The organism is Polaribacter sp. L3A8, from assembly GCF_009796785.1.
GTDB lineage: Bacteria > Bacteroidota > Bacteroidia > Flavobacteriales > Flavobacteriaceae > Polaribacter.
On sequence record NZ_CP047026.1, the window covers coordinates 2,294,006 to 2,310,275 of the forward strand.

Genomic DNA, 16,270 nt, shown 5'->3' on the forward strand with positions numbered 1-16,270 from the left:
TCAGCTACCTATGTTAAATATTAACATTGATACAGATTTAATCTTAATTTAAACCTTTGTTAATATTCAAAAAGGCAATCCTCATCACTTTTATTTAAATTGTAGAACCCTTAAAACAAAGAATAACAACAACTAACAATCTAATTCCTTTCTATTCAATTAATTTTATATGTTAATAAAAAGATCTCCGTATTTCATTATTTTTAAATAACAAACCTTTAATTTTACAGTCCGTAAATCACCAATAACTCATTATACAAAAAATCATTTATGTACTTAATTTTTGATACAGAAACTACTGGTTTACCTAAAAGTTGGAACGCGCCAATTACCGATACAGACAACTGGCCTCGATGTATACAAATTGCATGGCAATTGCATGATGAGATGGGTAACGTATTAGAAAACAACGACTTTCTAATAAAACCAGACAACTTTAACATCCCTTACGATGCAGAAAGAATTCACGGAATTTCTACGGAATTAGCTGCAGAACAAGGAATTTCTTTAAACGAAGGTTTGGTTTTGTTTAATGAAGCATTAGAGAAAACGAAATTTATTGTTGGTCAGAATTTAAATTTCGACCTTAATATTATGGGATGTGAATTCCATAGATTAGGTGTAGAAAACAAGATGCTTTCGCTACCTGTCTTAGATACTTGTACAGAGAAAACAGCTACCATGTGTCAGATTCCTGGTGGTCGTGGTGGTAAATTTAAATTACCAACCTTAACAGAATTACACAATCATTTATTTGGTGTTGGTTTTGGCGATGCCCATAATGCAACTGCCGATGTTGAGGCTACCACACGTTGCTTTTTAGAGTTAATTCGTATTAGAGAATATACCAAAGAACAATTAGACGTTGATGATGATTATTTTACCAATTTCTCGGAAGCAAACCCAAAACCTATCCAGGTAATTGGTTTAAAACACATCAACCTTAAAAAGGAAAGCGATCTAATTCGCCAACGTTTAGAGAAGTTAAAGGGTACTGCAGAAACTAAATCTACATCAGATGGTTTAGCAGAATTAGAAAACGTACAATTTTCGCATTTACACAATCACACACAATACTCTGTTTTACAATCTACCATGCAATTGGGTAATATTGTAAACGCTGCTGCAAAAGACAATATGCCTGCGGTTGCCATGACAGATACTGCAAATATGATGGGCGCTTTTCACTTTGTGAACGCCGTTTTAAATCATAATAAAAACGCGGCAACACCAATGAAACCGATTATTGGTTGTGAGTTTAATATTTGTGAAGATCATAAAAACAAATCGCAAAAAGACAATGGGTATCAGGTTGTTTTATTAGCAAAAAATAAAAATGGCTACCACAATTTAGCAAAAATGTCTTCTGCTGCCTTTGTAGACGGTTTTTACTACGTACCAAGAATTGATAAAGAACTTGTAGAAAGATACAAAGAAGATATTATTGTTTTAACGGGTAATTTATATGGAGAAGTACCTAGTAAAATTTTAAATCTTGGAGAAAAACAAGCTGAAGATGCCTTAATTTGGTGGAAAGAACAATTTAAAGACGACTTATATATTGAGTTGATGCGTCATGATCAACAAGATGAAAAAATTGTAAATGAAACTTTATTAAAGTTTTCTAAAAAACACGACGTTAAAATTATTGCAACCAACAATACGTTTTACTTAGAAAAAAAGGATGCAAATGCGCATGATATTTTATTATGTGTAAAAGATGGCGAAAAGCAATCTACACCTATTGGTAAAGGGCGTGGTTACAGATATGGTTTGCCAAACGATGAGTATTATTTTAAGTCTACCGACGAAATGAAAACGTTGTTTGCAGATATTCCTGAAGCAATTAGCAACATACAAGAAATTGTAGACAAAGTAGAAATATTTACACTTGCAAGAGACGTTTTATTACCTGCCTTTAATATTGGTGATGAGTTTAAAGATCCAGCTGATGAAGAAGATGGAGGAAAACGTGGAGAGAATAACTTTCTAAAACACTTAACTTTCGAAGGTGCAAAAAAACGATATGGCGAGATTACCGAATCTATTAAAGAACGTTTAGATTTTGAATTATCCGTTATTGAAAAAACGGGCTATCCTGGGTATTTCTTAATTGTAGAAGATTTTATTAGAGAAGCTAGAAAAATGGATGTTGCCGTTGGTCCTGGGCGTGGTTCTGCAGCAGGTTCTGTGGTTGCCTATTGTCTTTGGATTACAAATATTGATCCAATAAAATACGATCTACTTTTTGAGCGCTTCTTAAATCCGGAACGTGTATCCATGCCCGATATTGATATTGATTTTGATGATGAAGGGCGTGGTAGAGTAATGGATTATGTAATTGATAAATATGGCGCAAACCAAGTTGCACAGATTATTACATACGGAACCATGGCGGCAAAATCTTCTATTAGAGATACTGCCAGAGTTTTAGATTTACCGCTTTTTGAAGCCGATAGAATTGCAAAATTAATTCCGGGAATTAAGCTAAAAAATATTTTTGGTGATGATGCTAAAAGTAAAGGTAAGGTTGATGCTTTAAGAGCAGAAGAAAAACAATTAGTAGAAGAACTTAAACAAATGTCTTACGGAAACGATTTGGTTTCCGAAACGATAAACAAAGCCACTATTTTAGAAGGTTCTGTTAGAAACACTGGTATTCACGCCTGTGGGGTTATTATTACACCTGGTGATATTACCAATTATGTACCGGTTGCTTTGGCTAAAGATTCCGACATGTACGTTACCCAATTTGATAACTCTGTTGTAGAAGATGCAGGTTTATTAAAAATGGATTTCTTGGGATTAAAAACGCTGACTTTAATTAAAGACACCGTTAAAATTGTAAAAGCAAGACACAATATTCTATTAGATCCAGAAACGTTTCCTTTAGATGATGTAAAAACTTATGAGCTTTTCCAGAAAGGAGAAACGGTAGGAATTTTTCAATATGAATCTCCAGGAATGCAAAAACACATGCGCTCTTTAAAACCAACCGTTTTTGCCGATTTAATTGCCATGAATGCCTTGTACAGACCTGGACCGATGGAATACATTCCGTCTTTTATTAATAGAAAACACGGTACAGAAGATATTGAGTATGATTTACCTGCCATGGAAGAATATCTGGCAGAAACCTACGGAATTACAGTGTACCAAGAGCAAGTAATGTTACTCTCGCAAAAGTTAGCAGACTTTACCAAAGGTGAAGCCGATGTTTTACGTAAAGCGATGGGTAAAAAGCAAATTGCGGTGCTAGATAAAATGAAACCAAAATTTGTAGAACAAGCAGCTGCAAAAGGACACGATCCAGAAAAATTAGAAAAAATTTGGAAAGATTGGGAAGCCTTTGCAAGTTACGCATTTAACAAATCTCACTCTACGTGTTATGCGTGGATCGCATATCAAACAGCCTATTTAAAAGCCCATTATCCTGCAGAATATATGGCTTCTGTACTTTCTAATAATATGAAAGATATTAAAGCTGTTTCTTTCTTTATGGAAGAATGTAAACGAATGGAACTGCAAGTTTTTGGTCCTGATTTAAATGAATCATTTTTAAAATTCTCTGTAAATAATGAAGGCGCTGTTCGTTTTGGAATGGCAGCCGTAAAAGGTGTTGGAGCCGGAGCAGTTAGAGCTATTATTCAAGAAAGGGAAGAAAACGGAAATTACAATTCAATTTTTGATTTAGCAAAACGGGTAGATTTAAGAGCTGCAAATAAAAAATCTTTTGATAGCTTGATAAAAGCAGGTGCTTTCGATTCTTTTACAGACACACACAGAGCACAATATTTTGACACCGATGAAAAAGGGATGACTTTTTTAGAACGTGCCATGAAATTTGGTAGTAAATATCAAGAAAACGAAAATTCTGCACAAGTTTCTATGTTTGGAGAAGCTTCTACAGTTCAATTTCCAGAACCAGACATTCCACAATGTGAAACTTGGGGAACCATGGAATTATTACAACAAGAAAAAGAAGTTATCGGTATTTATATTTCTGCACATCCTTTAGATGATTTTAAAAACGAATTAAAATTTTGTAACGCTTCTTTAAAGTATTTTAAAGCAGATCTAGCAAAATTTGTAAACATGAATTTAGCTTTTGCTGGTATTGTTACCGATGTACAACACAGAGTTTCTAAAGCGGGAAAAGGTTGGGCTATGTTTACAGTAGAAGATTATGGAGATAACCATGAGTTTAGAATTTTTGGGGAAGATTACCTAAGAATGCAACACTTCTTGGTGCCTAATCAATTTCTATTTATAAGATCTACGGTTCAGCCAGGTTGGACTAATAAAGAAACAGGTGTAGCCGGAGAACCAAGATTAAAGTTTACAGAAATGAAATTATTACATGATATTATGGATGAACTCTGTAAAAAAGTAACGATTCAAATTCCATTAAACGAAATTAAAGAAGACACTATTTTAAATTTAGAATCTATTTTAAAACACAGTCCAGGTAAACAAGGTTTAAATTTTACTATTTGGGATGAAAAAGAAAAATTAGAAATTAGTTTACCAAGTAGAAATACCAAGGTTCATATTAGTAATGAATTATTGGCAACTTTAGATAAGCAACAAATTGCTTATAAGTTAAATTAATTCTAATTAACAGAATAAAACAAAAAAGAGGCATCATAAAGAAATATTATTACTTAATTTTGTTTAATCTTTTAAAAAATAAATGAAACAAAGTAAAAACGGTGTTTGGGTAAGTTGGAACGAAAATATAACCAATAATTACAAATCTCTTTATAAAATTACTTCCGAAGAGGAATTACAAGAAGTTGTAAAAAAATCTGAAAAAATAAGAATTTTTGGTAATAAACAATCTTCTTCTAATATTGCTTCTGGTACAGAAACTTTAATAGACATTAAAGAGTATAACAAAATTTTATCTTACAATGATATCGCACAAACAATTACTGTTCAGTCTGGTATTATTTTAGGAGATTTAATAGAAGCTGTAGAAGCAAAAGGCTGGTGTATTCCTTGTTTGCCAGATATTAACACAATTACCATTGGTGGTGCTTTAGCTACGGGAACACATGGTACAAGTGGAAAATTACTATCCGAGTACATTACAAAATGCAACCTTATTTTAGCTGATGGTTCTATTCGTAAAATAACAGACAAAGACGAATTAATGGATGCCGTTAGAGTATCTCTAGGGGTTTTAGGTATATTCTCTGAAATTACTTTTAAATGCGAACCTATTTATACTTTACACGTAAAAGAAGGACCAGAAGATGATAGTGTTTGGTTACCTAAAATTGAAGAGCGTTTAAAAAAACACGATTTCTTAAGAATTTTATGGCTTCCTCATACAGACAAAGGATATGTAATTACAGGAGATAAAATAGACCCAAATACAGAAATTACAGAAGATTTAGGTCCAAAATATTTAAAACATAGAAGAACTGCTTCTAAAATATTGTATAAATATTCTCACGTTTTTCCTTGGATAACAGCCATTGCAAACAAACTTTTATACAGAGGCTTCTTTAGCTCTACTAAAGAACACAAAGGCTCCTTATACCAAGCAACGGTTACAAAATCTAGAGGTTCTACTTTAGAACTGGCAGAATGGACCATTGGTTTAGATGTTTTTCCTACAGTTTTTGAAGAACTAAAAGCAGAAATAAATAAGTGGAGCAACAAATCTTTTATTCATATTCCTATGGATGTTCGTTTTGTATATAAAGACAAAACCTGGTTAAGTTATGCCTATGGTAAAGATACGGTTACAATGGGCTGCGTTTCTAGAAATGCAGCTACTGCAGATACGTATGAAGCTTTTAAAAGCATTGAAAAAATATTCTTAAAATACGGAGGAAAACCGCATTGGGCAAAACGTTTTACAGCAAAAGATGCTGAGCTATCTAAAGTCTATACTAAATGGGAAGATTTTAAATATTTGAGAAGAAAATTAGATCCAACCAATAAATTTTTAAATCCGTATTTAACGGAAATATTCAACGAAAAAACAATTAAATAATGACAAACCCTAAAGGATTTTTATTTGATTTTGACGGCGTAATTGTAAACAGTTTCGAAAGTCATTATTCTGCTTGGACCTCTGCTTTTAAAGAATTATTCAACAAAGAAATAGCTCCGTTTCCAAAAACTCATGCAGGGAAATCTCCAATGATTATTGCAGAATATTATTGCAGCGTAATTTGTGAAGAAAAACGCACAGAAGAATTATTTTTTCTAAAAGATAAACATTTAGACAAATACTTTACAGTACCTAAATTATTACCTGGTGTTAGAGAATTTACCGAACTTTTAACCAAAGAAAAAATACCTTACGGAATTGCAAGTAACGCTACAAAACAGTTTTTAAAAAACAGTGTTCATCACTTAAATTTAAATTTTCCAACAGTATTTGGTGTGCAAGATTACGTGAAACCAAAACCAGCACCTGAAGCTTATATTTTACTTGCAGAAACTTTAGGTTTTAAAGAAAGTGATTTTAAAGATATTTGGGTTTTTGAAGATAGTTTAACAGGAACAAAAGCAGCAAAAGCAGCAGGAATGGTTGCTATCGGAATTACCACACAATATACTGATGAAGAACTAAAAGAAGCAGGAAGTGTTTTAGTTTTCCCTACATTGTTGGAAGCTTATGAGTATTTGACAAAATACTATTTTTAGAATTAGGTAACTTTCACAAAAGTAACAAGTTTGAAAGTTCTAAGTACAGTTTGTCATTTCGACCGGAGAGAGAAACCTCATAAAACACTAAGTTTTGTATGATCACTGTTATGTGACTTCTCATAACTTCGAAGTGACAAATTTTATACTTTATCGATATATAGCGCTTAAAAACCTAAGCCGTTACTTCTCTAAAAAGCGTTTCTAAGTTTTTATTCTGTGTATTTAAGCTCAAAATTTTCAGGCCATTTTCTTGAGCAAAATCAAACACTTTAGAACGCATATCTTCTTCACTTTCAAAAGTGATATACCAAGTATTGTCGTAATTGTTTTTGTAAGAAACTACGTTTTTTAATCTTTTTATAAACTGTTCTTCAATTTTATAATCGAAAGTAACTTCTATTACTTGTTGATTATTTTCTTTGAGATCTGCTAGTTTTTTATCAACCAGAATTTCTCCTTTTTTAATGATAATTACTCGATCGCAAACCGCTTCTACTTCTTGCATAATATGCGTAGAAAACAACACTGTTTTTTCTTTACCTAATTCTTTAATTAGTTCTCTAATTTCTACCAGTTGGTTTGGGTCTAAACCTGTAGTAGGTTCGTCTAAAATTAACACTTTTGGGTTATGTAAAATAGCTGCTGCCAAACCTACTCTTTGCTGATATCCTTTAGATAATTGATTGATTTTTTTATGTGCCTCAGCAGTTAATCCTACTTTTTCGATACAAATTTCTATTTGGTTTTTATCAACCTTAAAAATGGAGGTATGAAATTGTAAATATTCTCGCACATACATATCTGCATACAATGGGTTATGTTCTGGTAAATAACCAATTGTTTTTTGTGCTGCCAATGGATTTTGTAACACATCTATTTCATCAACAAAAACTTCTCCTTCATTTGGTTTAATAAAGCCGGTTAAGATTTTCATCATTGTAGATTTCCCTGCTCCATTTGGACCTAAAAAACCAATTATTTGACCTTTATCCGCAGAAAAAGAAACATTGTTTAATGCATTTTGAGTTTTATAAATTTTAGAAACGGATGTTACTTTTATAGACATCTTACAAATGTAATTTGATTTAATTTAAAAACGAAAAGATTCGTTTTTTAGTTTGCTACAACACCTTTAATTTGTCTAATTTTCCTAACATTTTTCATTCTAGACCAGGCTATTTTATGTCTCTTTTTATAAAAATACAAACAACCTAAATCTAAACCAAAATAGAAAAAACTAATGCCACTTGGCGGATTTGCACTTGGTAAAAATGATATTTTATTCCAAGCTGTTGTTGGCCACCACCAACACTCATAGCTGGTACCTATAATTTCTAAATAAGCAACGGCTAAAAACATGGTTAAATAAAACAAACGTTCTCTTGGTCTTTTACTTAAAAAATATAACATTAAAGCAGATAGCACAAAGCCAAAAACATCATTTTTCAAGATTAAAAAGGCAGTTGTATATACAATTACAAGAACAGTAAAAACCTTTTCTAATAATTTTACATTATTTTTTGCATACGCTGTTTTTGTAAAATACAATACACCAGCATAGACCAAAGCATGCCCCATAGGTATGTAATGTGGTATGTTTTCTAAGCGATAGGTGTACATGCCCATCCCTAAAGAAAAACCGTACTCGCCTGCAATAGCAATCAATACTGCATACACCATTTGTTCTCTAATTCTTGGATTTACTTTAAAAAGTGTAATTGAGAAAATTACAACCATTATTAGATTGGCTAACCATTGTAAGTCTTGATAGCCTTCTGCTACAGTAACGCTATCTAAAAATAACCCTAGAAAGATATAGAGAAATAAAATTCCCAAAGTCTTTAAAAATGCAGGTAAAAAAGTTTTAGTTGTTGATACACTCATACTTCTATGAAAAAATAGCGTTTTTTAGTTTCCTTTTTATCGTTTTCATGATATCTGTTGGGTAGGTACTCTCTCCCATCATAATCTGAATCATTTTTTCACAGATTCTTTCACCATATTTTTTAATCAAAAGATTTCTCATTGTTCCGTTTTCATAAAACAATTTAGACAATTTAAAGGCAGATCTTAGCGCAGGTAAAAGATGCTCTTCTAACTTTTCATTGTATAATTTCTCAGCTAATTCACCATTCAATTTACTTTCAATGATTGATTCTGCTGCCATATTACCAGAAAGAATAGCATTTGTAATTCCTTCTGCAGATAACGGGTCTGCAAAACCAGCAGCATCTCCCACTAAAAAAACATTATTTCTTACAAAACCATCTTTTCTTAAAGAAACTGGCACTTGAAAACCATGCATTTCTTCGCTAATAACTTCTGTTACCTTTAGAGTATTCACTAAATAATCTCTGTAACACTGTTTAAAATCGACCTTTACTTTTCGTAATGCTCCAACCCCTATAGATAAGTGATTTTTCTTTGGAAAACACCAACCATATCCCATAGGAATGGCATCAAAATCTAAACGAACGGTTTTAGACAGTCTTTTAAAATCATCATCATTTACCTCAACTTCATATTCTAATGCAGGTATTAACAAACGTGTTTCTTTCCATCCTGCAAATTTTGCAGTCTTACCTAAAGCACCATCAGCAGCAATTACAAATTTGGTTTTTACCTCTCCTTTAGAAGTATGTAAAGTGATATCATCTTTAAAAGTAATATCTGTAAGTTTATGATTTTCTAATAATGTAACTCCTAATTCTTGTGCTTTTTTAACAATAAAATTATCGAAATCTGCACGCATCACCATGGTAATGATAGGCTCGTCTTTTTGAATGGTAAATTTTTTATCAATTTTATCAAAAAAAACATCAACATTAAAACATTCTTTTTCTACAACCTCAGTAATATCAAAAGGCATTATTTTTCTACCCGCCAAACCAAAAGCACCTCCACAAGTTTTATATCTTGGTAAAGTTTCTTTTTCTATTATAACTGTTGATATTCCTTTTTCTGCTAATTTAAAAGCTGCAGAAGCCCCTGCTGGCCCCGAACCTATTATAGCTACATCAAAAATCATAGAATGTTATTTTTTTTACAAATATATTGTTTCTTATTTTAAATTTATAGCATAAAAAAAGACTCAATAAATTGAGTCTTTTTTTATGCTATAAATTCTACTTAAATTACAATTGATATTTTACTCTAAGACTAATAAACCTTGGTAAAATAAAAGTTTCATTTATAGAGTTTGACGTAAGACCGTAATTGAAACTAGTTGTAGAACCTGTTGCCAAAAGATTACTACCTACTAATTCGTATTCCCACTTGGCATCTTTATCTTTTCTGTAAGCTAAAGTCAAATCTAAAATTTTATAAGAATTTGCAATATTTCCATTTTGTTTTACTTCATTAAAAGAAAAATCTGAACGAACGGTTAATGAATTCCAAACATAAGCATCAAAACTAATAGAAGGCGCATTTGTAACTCCTTTTACAATCTCTGCTCTTGCACTATTATCTTGGTCAGACAGACTTAATCTATAGTTAAAAGTAACATTTGGTGCTTTTGTAAAATTAGTACCAATACTTGCATTATAGCTTTGAGAATTAAGCTTATTTGTATTTTCTATTGAATTTAGAAACTGATACGACTTACTGTAACTATAATTGGCACTTAAAGATGTTTTAATTTTATTAAACGTCTTACCAACTCTACCAGATGCAGAAAAACTCTCATTATCAAAAGGTGAATTTAATGATGTACTGCTAGATACTACAGAAGCTGGTTCAAAATTTGCATTTGTATTAATTTGATCTATCGTTTTCTTATAATTAATTCTAGCAAAAACATTTGTATAATTAAATAGATTAAAACTAGAATAATTTAAATTTACATTATGTAAGTGAGCATTGTTTAACTCTTCATTACCATAATAAAAAGAATTGTAACTATTAGCAACAATACCTCTGGCTAGTTTATTAACATCTGTAAAATTAACTTCTTGCTTGTATGAAAACCGCAAACTTTCACTTTGTTTAAATTGTGCAATTATAGAAAGTTCTGGAAAAATTTTATCAAACTTGTCTTCAAATATTTCTGTTTGATATTGAGTATTTTTAACATTATAGGCATGCAATGTAAAACCTGGTGTAAAAGTAAAAATACCCGCTTTTAAACGATACCTTAACCCTGCATAAAGATCAGAAAAAGTATATTCTGTATCATTTGTGGTTCTTGGGTCTGTATTGCCAGGAATTGTAGGTGTTGGATCTACAATGCTTTCATCATCTAAAATCTGAAAAAACTTAGAATCAAAATTCTGCTTACTTTGTATGGTACCCAAAACAAAATTTAAATTACTCTTATCATTTAAAATATTATAATAATCTAATTTAACGTCTAATTGATTAGACTTAACTTTTCTGTCTTGTTCTAATTTATAAAATAGATTTGTTCTATCTAAACCTAATGAAAATGCTGCATCATCAAAACCATCTTTGTCTACATCATTATTATTTGATGAATCGTTTTCTAAAGATGCTACATAAAAAGGATCTTCATCTTGCAACAAATGTTGTGCTTCTAAAGCAAAAATATTTTTTTCATTCGCAGTATAGAAATAACTAAAATTTTGATTGATTTTATAAGGTGTAGATCTTTCACTTTCATTAATATCACTTAAAACTCTAGAATTTACAGCATCGGTTCTAAATTCATTAGAAAAACGACCAATAACATCATAATTGAATTGCTTTCTTGTATTTTGTTTATAGTTTGCACTAAATTTAAACAAACCTGTATTACTAGTTTGGTCTGTTAAATTCTCTACAAGGTCATCTGGTATAATAGAAGTTTCGTCTGCTGATGTATTAGGATCATCTGCAATATCAAAATAATCGATATCGTTTATACGTTTTTGTCCATTACTATTACTAGAAAAAATTAAAAATCCACTTAAATCTAATTTTTTATTAGGTGAATAGCTAAAATTTAAAGCAGTAAGTTTTGTTTCTATTCTATTTGCATTTCTAGCATTTGCGGTTAAAAACCCAATTCCTGCATCTGCTAAACTTAAGTTTGTTCCGTTAGAAGGACTTTGACTTCTAAAACCTCCACTAAAGTTTCTAACATCTCTTCTAGACAAAACAACTTCACCCATATTATTAACATCACCAATAACATTAATCGTATATTTTGGAGAGTAATAAAATAGTTTTGGTTGCAATAAATACAATGTTTCATCTGGAGCATTACCAGAACCTGCAGTAATATCTCCAAACCAAAAATTCTTTTTCCCTTCTTTTAATTTAATATTGATAGCAACCCTATCTTGGTTGTTTTGCACACCACTAAGCTGACTAACATCTGCGTAATTTCTTAAAACTTCTATTTTATCTAAAGCATTAGAAGGAATATTCTTGGTGGCAAGTTTTGTATCTCCATCAAAAAAATCCTTACCATCAACCATAATTTTTTCTACTTTTTTTCCTTCAACCTCTATTTCACCATCATCATTAATTTCTACACCAGGTAATTTCTTTAAAACATCTTCTAGTTTTCGTTCTGATCCATTTTTAAAAGAATCCGCATTATAAACAATGGTATCTCCCTTTATAGTAACGGGCATTTTAGACACAATATTTATTCCATCTAAAGCATTATCGAAAGCAAGCATTGCATTTGTTACAATATCTTCAGACTTTGTTTCAATAGTAAAGTCCGACGACTTCATACCTACATAACTTATTTTCAGTAAAATAGTGGTGTTTTTTTCTACATTTAATTTATAAAAACCTTTAGTATCTGTAAAACCATAAGATGCTATTTTATTAGTAACCTTGTCAATTGCTAATACATTTGCCATCTCTAAAGACTCCCCTATACTGTCTTTAACAACACCAGTTAATTTTACTTGCGCATTTGCACAAAGTGTAACCATAAAAATGGCGAGTAGTACTATGTTTTTCATTTAATATAATTAAGATACAGTTATTAGATTTCTTTAGAAACGTCCTCCTCCACGATTACCACCTCTACCTCTATTTTGAAAATTCTGTCTTAATTCTTCCATCTTTTTAGTTACAGATTCAGAATACTTTTCTCTTGTTATTTTTTTACCTTTTGATGGCGCTTCTATAGCTGCTTTTTCTGATGGATTCAATACAATTTCTGTACATAAAATAGTGGTGGTTCCTTCATTAATTTCTAATATTAAACCCGGTAAACCCCAATATTCTCCAGGACCGTTACTAACTGGTATTTGTGGCGTATACCAAGCTGTTACTACAACTTGTTTAACTTCTACCTCTTTTTCTGTATCTTCTTTCTCTTTTTTATCATCCTCTTTTCTAGGTCTTCTAAAATTAGAGAAATCTAAAGGATTTGCATCTTTAAGCAGTGTAGCTTTATAACAAAGGTAATTACCAATTTGTTTCGTTTCTGCTCCTAGCTCCCATTGTGGTTGTTTCATATCATCAGACACTAAAAACTTTTTTCCAAAAAACTCTGTAGCCTCAAGTGCCACTTTATCCTTTGTGTTTTTATATTTTGTTCCTCCACTAGAAAAACTTCCAAACCTTGGACCTCTTCCACCTCCACCTGTTGTTGGTGCTTCTAATTTTGCATCTTCTTTATAAATAGAAGAACTTTTATCAAAATTTAGAATAAATGTTTTCTCTAATTGAGATTTCATTCTATCTTGAATTTGTTTTTTTCTTGCATCAGAAAGCTGTTCTCCGCCTCTAGCAAAGTTATTTAAGTCTACAGAGGTCTTAGACATATAGGTTGCTTTCCCTTGAAAATCTTTTTGTCCCAAAGTAATCATTGAAACAATACTAAGAATAAATGTAAATAACGATTTCATGTAAGTATATTTAGTTTGCTATAAACAAATCTGTTTATATATATTATGACTAAAAAAAAGTCTAAAAGTTTAATTACTAAAAAAAATAAAAAAGAACTGCTATTAAATTAAAATGTTAAGATTGCTTTTTTTAGGTTTAATTAAAGCATTAGATACATTCTGTTTATTATTTTCACTATTTTAGCACCACTTTTAATCTTATTAGAATTTAATTTATGCACGTTGCAATTGCAGGAAATATTGGTGCTGGTAAAACCACACTAACCAAGTTATTAGCTAAACATTACAAATGGAAACCACATTTTGAGTCTGTTGATGAAAATCCGTATTTAGACGATTTTTATACAGAAATGGAACGTTGGTCTTTTAATTTACAAGTCTATTTTTTAAATAGTCGTTTTCGTCAAATTTTAGAATTAAGAGAATCTGGTAAAAATATTATTCAGGATAGAACAATCTATGAAGACGCCCATATTTTTGCACCCAATTTACATGCTATGGGGTTAATGACTAATAGAGACTATGGCAATTATAGTTCTTTATTTGAATTGATGGAAAACTTGGTAACACCTCCAGATTTATTAATATACTTACGTGCAGATATTTCTACCTTAGTGGGCCAAATTCACAAACGTGGTAGAGATTATGAAAACTCTATTAGTATTGACTATTTAAGCAGATTAAATGAACGTTATGAAGCTTGGATATCTACCTACACAAAAGGAAAACTACTAATAATTGATGTTGATAATCTTGATTTTGTAGACAACCAAGAAGATTTAGGCTATATTATAGACAGAATAGATGCTCAAATAAATGGGTTATTTTAAAAATATCATTTTTTATAAAAAATAAAAGAGACCGTTTTCACGGTCTCTTTCTTTTTGTGATAAATCACAGATGATAGATTGTCCCCCAACATTCTATCAAGTCTTAAAAAATCAATTGATTACTTCAATTCGATTGTCCACTATATCTTTTATAGGTAAGATTACCTTTCCTTCTTTTGTTATTAATATTACACAAATATTATCGATTACTCCAACAACTCCTTCTACACCATTTACAATAACCTTATCCCCTTCTTGAATATTTTTTCTAGTGTAATACCCAAATAATAATCTTTTTATAACATCTCTAGAGCCTAAGCCAAAAGCAATTGTAAACGAAGCTAAAATTGCACCCAAAATTATAGATAAATTACTCGTAATTAAATCTGTATTAACACCTGCTTGGTTTAAAGCCGTTACTGTAACTACAATTGCAATTAAGTAAAATGCAATATTACCAACCAAGTTCCCTCCAGTTAATTCTAACGATTTAAACATAGAAAACAAGGCTTTTTTTACCAGGTTAGCAACATAAATACCTATTGCAAAAATGATAAGTGCACTAATTAGTTTTGGCAAATACGCTATTAAACCACTTAATTGCTCAGAAACCATTCTTAAACCTAATAGCTCAGAGCCTACAATTATAAAAACGAGGATTAAAACCCACTTAATAGCAGTTATAATTATTTTTGTTGGTTGAATTTTTAATGATGATTCTCCAAAAATTTCATCAACATTTAATTTTTCTGGTAAGCTATCTATTTTGGTATAACCCAATGCTTTTTTAATAACATACAGTAGTAATTTTATTAACAACCATCCAATTATTAAAAAACCAATTCCTTTTAATAATTGTGGTAAAAAATCTATAAAATTATTCCAAAGTGTTTGTAGAAAACTAAAATCCATTTCAGAATTTAGTGCAAGCAGTAATTTATTTGTCATTATTTTTAGCTTTTATGATTCGAGTTATTGTTACCGTTGTTCAACAAGTCTCCAATTGTATTCGGATATTTGACTAAAAATAAATCTGCAATATCTAAGGTAAGTTTAATCATACCAATATCACTTAAAACTTTTTCTTTAAGAACTTCAGGCACACTATGGTGGTGTATAATTCTTTTAAAAGGATTGCTCATATTTATAACTCTTCATACGTTCTTACAAGTTTTTGTTTCGCTCTTTTAATTCTCATTTTAACAGCGCTTTCACCAATATTTAAAGATTCTTTAATTTCTTTAATGGTCATATCATCTTGATATTTCATTAAAAGAATCATCTTTTCTGTTGGATCAATTAAAGCCAATGCTTTTGCCAATTTTTCTGATTTTAACTCAAATAGAGTTGCATCATCAATTTCTTGCAAATCATCATCTTCTTTTATATTATCTGTAACAACCGTAACTTTTTCTTTCTTCTTAAAATCGTTTCTTTGTACATAATTTACACAGAAATTATAGGTAAAAGAATACAACCAAGTAGAAAACTTAGAGTTACCTTTAAAGGTCTTTATTTTTACAAATAACCTGATAAAAACGTCATGTGTTAAATCTTCTGCTTCTTCCTTATTTTTAGAAAAACCATAACACTTATTATAAACAACTTTAGAAAACCTGTCATATAAAACAGCAAACAAATGCGTATTGTTTGTTTCTACTATTTTAAAGACTAGCTCCTCGTCACTTAAATTTTTTACATCTATCGCTTTCAACTCAGTTATTGTTTTGACACAAAGAAACTTTATAAGTCACAATTAAAATAAATATAAAGATGACACGTTCTTTTATATCGATGAACGGTAAGAAACCTTCTTTTAAAAAAAACACCCTAATTAAATGCCATTTTTATACTCTAAAAATAGTTGTAAAACTTGGTTTATCCATACAGGTAAACAATTCTTAATAATAAATTAATCTTTTTCTTACTCATAAATCTTAAGAATAACAACCTATC

12 protein-coding genes are annotated in these 16,270 nt (G+C 30.7%); 4 read left to right on the plus strand and 8 right to left on the minus strand.

Annotated features, from left to right (window positions below; genetic code table 11):
- The first annotated feature begins 270 nt into the window (after positions 1-270).
- From dnaE to GQR92_RS09500, 3 genes are all read left to right on the plus strand, one after another.
- On the plus strand, positions 271-4,611 hold the full coding sequence (gene dnaE / locus GQR92_RS09490) for a DNA polymerase III subunit alpha (RefSeq protein WP_158839047.1): 4,341 nt from the start codon (positions 271-273) through the stop codon (positions 4,609-4,611).
- Between the two features lie 82 nt (positions 4,612-4,693).
- Positions 4,694-6,007 (plus strand): D-arabinono-1,4-lactone oxidase, encoded by a 1,314-nt coding sequence (locus GQR92_RS09495; RefSeq protein WP_158839049.1) that lies wholly within the window; start codon positions 4,694-4,696, stop codon positions 6,005-6,007.
- On the plus strand, positions 6,007-6,666 hold the full coding sequence (locus GQR92_RS09500; protein ID WP_158839051.1) for an HAD family hydrolase: 660 nt from the start codon (positions 6,007-6,009) through the stop codon (positions 6,664-6,666). The genes GQR92_RS09495 and GQR92_RS09500 overlap by 1 nt, the downstream gene beginning before the upstream one ends.
- Positions 6,667-6,841: 175 nt before the next feature.
- Here the strand turns inward: GQR92_RS09500 and gldA are convergent, their stop codons facing one another.
- From gldA to GQR92_RS09525, 5 genes are all read right to left on the minus strand, one after another.
- Entirely contained in the window at positions 6,842-7,735 is an 894-nt protein-coding gene (gldA, locus tag GQR92_RS09505; protein WP_158839052.1) for a gliding motility-associated ABC transporter ATP-binding subunit GldA, read from the minus strand.
- 47 nt (positions 7,736-7,782) lie between these two features.
- Positions 7,783-8,553: a hypothetical protein gene (locus GQR92_RS09510; RefSeq protein ID WP_158839055.1), complete on the minus strand. Its 771-nt coding sequence runs from the start codon at positions 8,551-8,553 to the stop codon at positions 7,783-7,785.
- A 4-nt stretch (positions 8,554-8,557) separates the two neighbouring features.
- Complete coding sequence (locus GQR92_RS09515; protein ID WP_158839057.1) at positions 8,558-9,697, minus strand: geranylgeranyl reductase family protein; 1,140 nt, start codon at positions 9,695-9,697, stop codon at positions 8,558-8,560.
- 106 nt (positions 9,698-9,803) lie between these two features.
- Positions 9,804-12,590 carry an outer membrane beta-barrel protein gene (locus tag GQR92_RS09520; protein ID WP_158839059.1) on the minus strand — a complete coding sequence of 929 codons (2,787 nt, stop codon included), beginning with the start codon at positions 12,588-12,590 and terminating at the stop codon, positions 9,804-9,806.
- A 33-nt stretch (positions 12,591-12,623) separates the two neighbouring features.
- Entirely contained in the window at positions 12,624-13,484 is an 861-nt protein-coding gene (locus tag GQR92_RS09525; protein WP_158839061.1) for a GLPGLI family protein, read from the minus strand.
- Between the two features lie 215 nt (positions 13,485-13,699).
- On the opposite strand from GQR92_RS09525, the gene GQR92_RS09530 reads away from it, so the two are divergent.
- Positions 13,700-14,314, plus strand: coding sequence for a deoxynucleoside kinase (locus tag GQR92_RS09530; RefSeq protein ID WP_158839063.1), 615 nt, complete (start codon positions 13,700-13,702; stop codon positions 14,312-14,314).
- A 111-nt stretch (positions 14,315-14,425) separates the two neighbouring features.
- On the opposite strand, the gene GQR92_RS09535 is transcribed toward GQR92_RS09530, so the two are convergent.
- The 3 genes from GQR92_RS09535 to GQR92_RS09545 are packed head-to-tail and all read right to left on the minus strand — an operon-like array spanning position 14,426 to position 16,028.
- Positions 14,426-15,262, minus strand: coding sequence for a mechanosensitive ion channel family protein (locus tag GQR92_RS09535; protein WP_158839065.1), 837 nt, complete (start codon positions 15,260-15,262; stop codon positions 14,426-14,428).
- 5 nt (positions 15,263-15,267) lie between these two features.
- Entirely contained in the window at positions 15,268-15,456 is a 189-nt protein-coding gene (locus GQR92_RS09540; RefSeq protein WP_105047461.1) for a hypothetical protein, read from the minus strand.
- A 2-nt stretch (positions 15,457-15,458) separates the two neighbouring features.
- Positions 15,459-16,028, minus strand: coding sequence for an RNA polymerase sigma factor (locus tag GQR92_RS09545; protein WP_158839067.1), 570 nt, complete (start codon positions 16,026-16,028; stop codon positions 15,459-15,461).
- Positions 16,029-16,270: the final 242 nt, after the last annotated feature.

What these genes read in the sequence shown, in the direction of transcription:
- GQR92_RS09540 (WP_105047461.1), bottom strand. Translation starts at nt 15,456, where the DNA reads ATGAGCAATCCTTTTAAAAGAATTATACACCACCATAGTGTGCCTGAA.
- GQR92_RS09515 (WP_158839057.1), bottom strand. Translation starts at nt 9,697, where the DNA reads ATGATTTTTGATGTAGCTATAATAGGTTCGGGGCCAGCAGGGGCTTCT.
- GQR92_RS09525 (WP_158839061.1), bottom strand. Translation starts at nt 13,484, where the DNA reads ATGAAATCGTTATTTACATTTATTCTTAGTATTGTTTCAATGATTACT.
- GQR92_RS09510 (WP_158839055.1), bottom strand. Translation starts at nt 8,553, where the DNA reads ATGAGTGTATCAACAACTAAAACTTTTTTACCTGCATTTTTAAAGACT.
- GQR92_RS09495 (WP_158839049.1), top strand. Translation starts at nt 4,694, where the DNA reads ATGAAACAAAGTAAAAACGGTGTTTGGGTAAGTTGGAACGAAAATATA.
- GQR92_RS09530 (WP_158839063.1), top strand. Translation starts at nt 13,700, where the DNA reads ATGCACGTTGCAATTGCAGGAAATATTGGTGCTGGTAAAACCACACTA.
- dnaE (WP_158839047.1), top strand. Translation starts at nt 271, where the DNA reads ATGTACTTAATTTTTGATACAGAAACTACTGGTTTACCTAAAAGTTGG.
- GQR92_RS09535 (WP_158839065.1), bottom strand. Translation starts at nt 15,262, where the DNA reads ATGACAAATAAATTACTGCTTGCACTAAATTCTGAAATGGATTTTAGT.
- GQR92_RS09500 (WP_158839051.1), top strand. Translation starts at nt 6,007, where the DNA reads ATGACAAACCCTAAAGGATTTTTATTTGATTTTGACGGCGTAATTGTA.
- GQR92_RS09520 (WP_158839059.1), bottom strand. Translation starts at nt 12,590, where the DNA reads ATGAAAAACATAGTACTACTCGCCATTTTTATGGTTACACTTTGTGCA.
- gldA (WP_158839052.1), bottom strand. Translation starts at nt 7,735, where the DNA reads ATGTCTATAAAAGTAACATCCGTTTCTAAAATTTATAAAACTCAAAAT.